The sequence below is a fragment of the Nitrosomonas communis genome (assembly GCF_024102715.1).
In the GTDB taxonomy this organism is placed as follows: domain Bacteria; phylum Pseudomonadota; class Gammaproteobacteria; order Burkholderiales; family Nitrosomonadaceae; genus Nitrosomonas; species Nitrosomonas communis_B.
In genome coordinates this window covers 1-5,042 of record NZ_JAGFJM010000117.1, presented here as the reverse complement: position 1 = coordinate 5,042, position 5,042 = coordinate 1, and the positions used below count along the sequence as shown (strand labels likewise).

Annotated in this window: 6 protein-coding genes; 5 read left to right on the top strand and 1 reads right to left on the bottom strand. The window is 44.1% G+C overall.

Annotation, left to right across the window (positions count from 1 at the left end; genetic code table 11):
- Positions 1-100 precede the first annotated feature (100 nt).
- Positions 101-1,543, top strand: a complete 1,443-nt coding sequence (locus J5I83_RS11410) for a SulP family inorganic anion transporter (RefSeq protein WP_369683422.1) — start codon at positions 101-103, stop codon at positions 1,541-1,543.
- A gap of 210 nt (positions 1,544-1,753) precedes the next feature.
- On the opposite strand, the gene J5I83_RS11405 is transcribed toward J5I83_RS11410, so the two are convergent.
- Positions 1,754-2,305 carry a hypothetical protein gene (locus tag J5I83_RS11405; RefSeq protein WP_304056135.1) on the bottom strand — a complete coding sequence of 184 codons (552 nt, stop codon included), beginning with the start codon at positions 2,303-2,305 and terminating at the stop codon, positions 1,754-1,756.
- A 283-nt stretch (positions 2,306-2,588) separates the two neighbouring features.
- On the opposite strand from J5I83_RS11405, the gene J5I83_RS11400 reads away from it, so the two are divergent.
- From J5I83_RS11400 to J5I83_RS11385, 4 genes are all read left to right on the top strand, one after another.
- On the top strand, positions 2,589-3,101 hold the full coding sequence (locus J5I83_RS11400; RefSeq protein ID WP_304056134.1) for an aspartate carbamoyltransferase: 513 nt from the start codon (positions 2,589-2,591) through the stop codon (positions 3,099-3,101).
- Between the two features lie 63 nt (positions 3,102-3,164).
- Positions 3,165-3,560 carry a cupredoxin domain-containing protein gene (locus J5I83_RS11395; protein WP_304056132.1) on the top strand — a complete coding sequence of 132 codons (396 nt, stop codon included), beginning with the start codon at positions 3,165-3,167 and terminating at the stop codon, positions 3,558-3,560.
- A gap of 273 nt (positions 3,561-3,833) precedes the next feature.
- The gene (locus J5I83_RS11390; RefSeq protein ID WP_304056130.1) at positions 3,834-4,127 is read left to right on the top strand and encodes a hypothetical protein; all 294 of its coding nucleotides are present in this window, start codon (positions 3,834-3,836) and stop codon (positions 4,125-4,127) included.
- A partial coding sequence (locus J5I83_RS11385) for a hypothetical protein (RefSeq protein ID WP_304056128.1) occupies positions 4,124-5,042 on the top strand: 919 nt, incomplete at its 3' end. The genes J5I83_RS11390 and J5I83_RS11385, both read left to right, overlap by 4 nt.

Here is a 5,042-nt window from a genome sequence, read left to right as displayed (position 1 = left end):
CATATTCACCAGACCTTAACCCCATTGAGCACAAATGGGCACAAGCCAAAGCAATCAGAAAACAACAAAACCAAACCGTTGAGCAACTCTTTAAAATTGAATCATTTTATGTGACGTAGGCTATATTGCCCTTGCAATCCTGCTGGCATTCATGATTGGCGTGATACAGCTCATTATGGGTATTTTGCGCATGGGATTTCTCGTTAATTTTCTTTCTCATCCGGTGATCACCGGATTTACCTCCGCTGCGGCAATTATTATTGCTTTCAGTCAGCTTCAGCATTTTCTCGGCATACCCCTTCCTCGGACCAATCAAATCCATGAGATATTAGCTGTTACCCTACACAACATTGGTGCCGTCAACATTCCGACACTACTGCTTGGAGTTACCGGAATAGTCAGCATTCTGTTCCTGAGAAGATGGAAAAATATTTTTCCTTCACAATTATTTGTAGTGGTTAGCGGGATTATGATTGTCTGGCTTTTGGAATTAGATGAAAGTGGGGTTCGCATTGTAGGAGAGGTACCCCAAGGATTACCGTCATTTAGTCCTATCAATTTCAATATCAATGTCATGCATTCACTGCTGCCGCTAGCGTTAGCAATTTCATTGGTCAGCTTCATGGAATCGATCGCTGTTGCAAAAGCGATGGCGCAACGACATCGTGATTATAAACTTGACTCGAATCAGGAATTAATCGGTCTCGGTGCTGCCAATATCTCCGGTGCATTCTTTCAATCGTTTCCCGTGACAGGAGGTTTTTCACGGACTGCTGTTAATGAGCAAGCAGGTGCAAAAACCGGGCTAGCCGCCATCATCAGTGCAGGACTGATCGGGATCACTTTGCTTTTTCTCACACCTTTATTTACGTATCTACCGAATGCAATTCTTGCTGCCATCATATTGGTTGCCGTCTTGGGATTGATCGATATCAGCGAGATGAAGTTTCTCTGGAATACAAAACGGGAAGATTTCGCAATGTGTGCGATTACATTTTTCGCTACCTTGTTTATCGGCATCGAAGAGGGAATTGCGACAGGTGTTGTGTTATCGCTGGTGATGGTTGTGTACCGAAGCACTAGACCACATGTTGCAGTACTCGGCCGGTTACCCGGGACAAATATTTATCGTAATATCAAGCGTTTTCCACAGGTAGAACAACGCGATGATTTGCTGATCATTCGATTTGATTCACAATTATATTTTGCTAATGTCGAATATTTCAAAGAGACATTACGAAAGCTTGAAGAAGAAAAAAGGGCATCGCTTAAGCTGGTCATCATCGATGCGGCAAGCATGTCATCAATCGATACGAGCGGCGTTCATGCATTGAAAGAGGTCATAGACGATTATAAAAAACGGGATATTGCCCTTTATTTAACCGGCGTGATTGGACCCGTGCGGGATACGCTTAATCGTGCCCGGATTATGCAATATCTGGGCGAAGAGCAGTTTTTTCTTGATGTTAGCGAAGCCGTTGCCTACAGTGAGGATCAAAAGAAAAAGCCTATAAAAGGTTACACATTGCAGACACTCCAATGAAAAAATTGAAGAATGATGATTGTTATCAGTATAGCTATTGACGAGATCAGCCAAACCAGTATAAGTGAGTATTATGATCGACTCGGATTGAAAAGGTGATATCAATTTTTTACCTCTGAAGGCGGGATGAAATAAGCCTCCGGTTCTGGCCGGAGGCTAAAACTATTTTCTTGGAATATCTGATCTTATCTATTAGCGTCAAGAGTTGAACTAACTGCGCCAACGTCTGGATTGGACAAAATCATTCACCAACCAGAACAAGAGCATCATGCCTATGATGGGGACTATCCATGAACGTACTATCGTTTCATAATCCGTCATTTCCACGCGAAGTTGGTAGTAATAATTCAGAGGCGGTACACCTTCTGCTGTAACGACAACTGAATAAAGTCCTTTCTCCAGCTTGCTCACCCCACTGATCACACCGTCAGGATGGTAATTGGCATTAACCTGAGTTATAGCCTCACCTTCGTTAGCATCCCCACGAAAAATTTTTAAACCTACCGGCATATTGCGCATGGACTTGTCGAGCAAATCTACCACCAGATAAGTCTCTCCCGCAGCGGGTATCTCCTCACAGGATTGCCCGAAAAGATTATTCTGAGGCTGGTATGCGCTTAAACGCACCATGTTTTCCCCTACCTGACGCACGCAGACATCATCTTCTGGGGATACGTTCTCATGTCCCGCAGCTGTACCTGCATAAAACGTTAAAATTACAGCACAAACTGTAATAGCTGATTGTATTGATCGTCTAACCACGATTAACTACCTCCTATAGAAGCTTATTAAAGGAAGGAATTGTTCTCTTGCCAGCCTGATAAGCTCGCACTTCCATTTCCATGGTTCCCTCCTTTCAGTGCCAATAACTCGTTCGACCAAGTATGCAGGATATCGTTCTGGCAACGTAACTACTTGCCCCCAAATAATTAAAAAAATACTTGACAGGTTTTGATCAAGACATGGATGGACTTTTTCCTCTACCTGCAGAATTATTTAGTGGGTGGATTGCCTAATTCTTATCTAAAAAATGGATGAGTTCATCATGAAAAAGCCTTTCGTATCGTTGTTGATTGTATTATTTGCAATATTTCCAGCTTATGCAGTAAAACCAGCAGATGAGCAGCGGCTCGATGAAGTTACCAAGCGCGGCGCGCATGTCATGCCATTTGATCTGGAGAAAACGATCCATGTTTTTACTAAAACAAATGAAGGTGGCGTTCAACAGGTGATTGCCAAAGACAAATCCGATTCTGAGCAAATTCGCTTGATACGCGGGCATCTGTCTGAAATTTCGACAGAATTCAGGCAGAGTGATTTTTCCAGGTCGGCGCAGATTCATGGTGAAGACATGCCGGGACTGGCGGAGTTGAAATCTGCCAAAGTGGGTCAGATCAAGATTGACTATATAGAACTTCCGGACGGTGCGCAGATTAATTATGCATCGGATTCACCACGCTTAATCAACGCAATCCACCAATGGTTTGATGCTCAGCTCAGCGATCATGCACGTCATGCTGTGCCTGGACATGGGCACGATCATACGCATCATCATTGATTACTCGCGCTTTCCGAACAGAAACAATAATTATCTTTTTTATAAATTTGAAAAGCACCCATCATGAGCATGCCAGTAACCATCACTATGTTTGCAATAGCTTTTATATTTTGGCCGACAGAGAGCTGGCCTTTCGATCGCACAGAAATAACCAAAATCAGTCAGGATGTTATGAATGAGCAAACCATTTCGATGGATGTGCTGAAAAAAAGCTTTTCTCCAAATAAGTTTACGCTGCGCAAGGGGGTGCCAGTGAAATGGGTGATTAACGTCAGGGAATTGAATGAATGCAATGAGGCTATTGTCATCCCGCAATACGGCCTCGAAATTAAGCTGCAGCCGGGAGAGCAGATCATCGAATTTACACCCACAGAAAGCGGTATGGTGCCATGGAGTTGCTGGATGGGCATGATACCTGGAACATTTATCGTTATTGATGATGACGAATCAAAGCGCTGAGTGAGGTTTGAGAGCGTTGCTAGTATCGAGCGGGAAGTAAAACTGCCCAATTTAGGAAAAACGGTGAAAACAACAGTTCTTTGTAGAAAATATTCGTATTTTGGTATTTTTGGTTTCTAGCAATGGGCATCAATGCGACAAATTGCCGCATTGATGAGTGTCGCTTATTGTGAGAAACTATTTTTTCGTTGATCCTACATCAATCCTACATTGATCTCACATTGATCCTGCAGTGATCTATAATTTTTATGAAAAAGTTAGTGGTGCTGTAATATGAGAAAATCATCAGTGCTTTTCTTAGGTTTGACAATCGAGGTGACTTTGCTCGGTCTGCTCTTAGTCCATGCTTCACTAAGCGAGAGCGCCCAGCAGACTATTTTTGCGCAAAAAGCTGAGCTGGTTAAAACTTTGCGGCTGACTGATCTTTGCCTTTTCACTGAAGCGCGCTATACGCGCCATTTGTCGCAGGCTGATTTAACCACGGCTTTTCAGGATCATCCCTTGTCCCTGGAGCATTTCCCATCCGGCTCCTTTACGCAGCCCCTCGTTAAAATTGAGCAGCCATGAACGTCTGGTTAGAAAAACAACGCTATATCATTGATTTTACGATTTCTGCACTGTTGCGCAGAAAAGTAAAAAATATCGGCCTGCTGGCTTTGTATACCTTGATCGTATTCATCCTCGCCTCGACCATGTTTTTTACCCATTCGATCAAAAAAGAGGCCTCCCTGATTCTGCAAGGCTCGCCCGAGATCGTTGTGCAAAAAATCGTCGCTGGCCGTCATGATTTGTTCCCGCTTGAACAGCTCGACGAAATCAAATCGATTCGTGGCGTGGCCCATGTCGAAGGGCGCTTGTGGGGCTATTATTATGATAGTCTGGTCAGCGCCAATTACACGATAATGGTGCCGCCTACTGGCGATGAGCATGCCGCGTCAGTGGGCAAAAGCACTTTTGTCGAATCAGAGAATGATGAGCTGCATGCGCATGATTCGATCAAACCGTTATTTACCTATGATGGCGCAACTTTAGAGCCTGGGACGCTGATTATCGGCAGCGGCATCGCGCGCATGCGCAATATTGGTCAAGGTGATTTTATGCCGTTTATGGCGTTTGATGGCCAGATCATGCATCTGAAAATCGTCAGCACATTATCTTCGGAATCGGAATTGGTTTCTGCCGATTTAATGTTGATCACCGAGCAAGATTTCAGGAAGCTGTTTGGCATCAAACAGAATTTCGTTACTGATGTGGTCGCCACCGTTAGAAATCCTGTTGAAATGAGCATGGTCGCTTCAAAAATAAAGAAACGTTTACATGGCTCCCGCCCGATCATACGCGACGAAATTCTCAGAACGTATGATTCCATTTTCAATTGGCGTGGCGGCATGATGATCGTGATTTTCTCGGCAGCAGTGCTGGCGTTCGTCATTTTTGCCTGGGATAAAGCATCGGGTCTGAGTGCTGGCGAGCGCCGCGAAA

Excerpts from the sequence above, each read along its gene's own strand:
- J5I83_RS11400 (WP_304056134.1), top strand. The coding sequence starts at position 2,589 with ATGAAAAAGCCTTTCGTATCGTTGTTGATTGTATTATTTGCAATATTT.
- J5I83_RS11395 (WP_304056132.1), top strand. The coding sequence starts at position 3,165 with ATGAGCATGCCAGTAACCATCACTATGTTTGCAATAGCTTTTATATTT.
- J5I83_RS11390 (WP_304056130.1), top strand. The coding sequence starts at position 3,834 with ATGAGAAAATCATCAGTGCTTTTCTTAGGTTTGACAATCGAGGTGACT.